This window comes from Sporosarcina sp. OR05, from assembly GCF_041414805.1.
Classification (GTDB): domain Bacteria; phylum Bacillota; class Bacilli; order Bacillales_A; family Planococcaceae; genus Sporosarcina; species Sporosarcina saromensis.
Window position 1 is genome coordinate 1 of the sequence record NZ_JANKJL010000027.1, and the last position, 1,864, is coordinate 1,864.

At 44.1% G+C, this 1,864-nt stretch carries 1 protein-coding gene; it reads right to left on the reverse strand.

Going from position 1 to position 1,864, the window contains the following annotated elements; genetic code table 11:
• Positions 1–71: 71 nt before the first annotated feature.
• The gene (gene ltrA, locus NRI27_RS17865) at positions 72–1,358 is read right to left on the reverse strand and encodes a group II intron reverse transcriptase/maturase (RefSeq protein ID WP_483316081.1); all 1,287 of its coding nucleotides are present in this window, start codon (positions 1,356–1,358) and stop codon (positions 72–74) included.
• Positions 1,359–1,864: the final 506 nt, after the last annotated feature.

Genomic DNA, 1,864 nt, shown 5'->3' on the forward strand with positions numbered 1-1,864 from the left:
AATCGAGTAGGAGGGAGTGATTAACTCCCGTCCTCTCACACCACCGTACGTACCGTTCGGTATACGGCGGTTCAATAACTTAAGTACCGACGCTCATACAAGTGATTCAAGTCTTTCAGACCCCACTTGGTGAGCGTTTCTGCTTTGATTGCTTTGTGTAGCGTTTCGCTTTTGGAAATTCTCCAATATCCCTTTCGGGAATTTGCTACCTTCCAAGCTTCATCATGCCAAATTCCCAGTCTTCGCAACTGACGGTATTTTGTCCATATCTTCTTCCAACGTTTCCATATCAGTTGCCGTAGCCGATGGTTCAGCCATTGTGTCATGGATTTTATAAAACTTTTCATCAAGCCTATTCCATAATAGTTTATCCAGCCTACTGTCACTTGGTTGATTTCTTTGGCAATCTCTTCGAAGCGACCCGGGCGGTTCCGTTTGGTGATTTTCTTTATTTTCGTTTTGAATCGACTCTTCGCGGAGTGATGGGGTCTACAACCCACACCTTTAGATGTGGAATGGAGGCAGAAACCGAGGAACTTGAGTTTTACCGGTGAACCCACCTTGCTCTTTTCTTGGTTTACCGTTAATTTCAAGTCATGTTCAAGAAACTTTGTAATGCTTTCCAGAACACGTTCCCCTGCACGCTTGCTTTTCACATAGATGCAGAAATCATCCGCAAATCGTACGAATTTATGCCCACGTTTTTCAAGTTCTCTATCCAATTGGTTCAAATAGACATTGCTAAGAATCGGGGAAAGTACACCACCTTGCGGAGCACCCTCTTCTGTTGGACTGATAAGTCCATCTTCTAGGATGCCACTCTTTAGAAACTTCCATATCAACTTTAGGACAATCTTGTCATTTATGAACTCCTTTAGATACTCCATCAGCTTCTGATGATTAATGGTATCGAAGTAACTTTTTAAATCACAATCGACTACCACCCTGTAACCTTGTTCATAATATGTGATGGCCTGCTTAATAGCTTGATGTTGGTTCCGTCTTGGACGAAAACCATAGCTTCCCTCTGAAAAATGAGGGTCAATGATTTTACCAATCACCTGATAGATGGCTTGTTGAACCATTCGATCCCGTACACACGGTATGCCGAGTTTTCGCATTGAACCATCTAACTTTGGGATTTCAACACGTTTTACTGGTAGTGGTTCGTACGAACCGTCTTTCAGTTTCCGAATCAGTAGGGTTCGGTATTTGGCTACATGTCCAAATAGCTCATCTACTGTCATTTCATCGACACCGGGCGCCCCTTTATTTGCCTTTACTTTCTTACATGCGTTAAAGAGGTTGTTGATGTCGACTACTTTATCAATCAAATCGATACCATCCTGTCGTTCCATTTCTGTAAAGACAGGACTGCACGCTCTCGCATACTTTTCAGTTTCCAACCTATCCCTTTGCGGCCAGCCATCTGACGATGTTTTCTGTGGTCTTTGCACTGTCTTTACCTCCATTTCATTTCAGAATTGTTATTGTTCAGCCCTTCATCCTAATGGACTACTATGGCTTCTGCTGACTTCTTACAGTTCAACCCGTCATCACTGTCGGGTTTGTTCCTGTGGAATATTCCATTCCTCTTGTCGGGAACCCCTGTAAGACCTCCCCGGGTAAGAGCTATAACCTTCCTCCCATGTAACCGCTGCATTTACTGTATGGAATTCGGGCAGTATTGGACTTCGTTTTGTGTTGCAAACTCGTCCGTTCCAATTCAGCCTTATATGCAGTTTCTGTCCGTCGGTTCGGGATTTTGCCGCCGGCTTCCTTCAGATTCCACCTCACGATGAACACCCTTGCCTTAAGCTAACAGTTCCTACTGCCAAGCCTGTAGTGGACTTTCACCACCAAG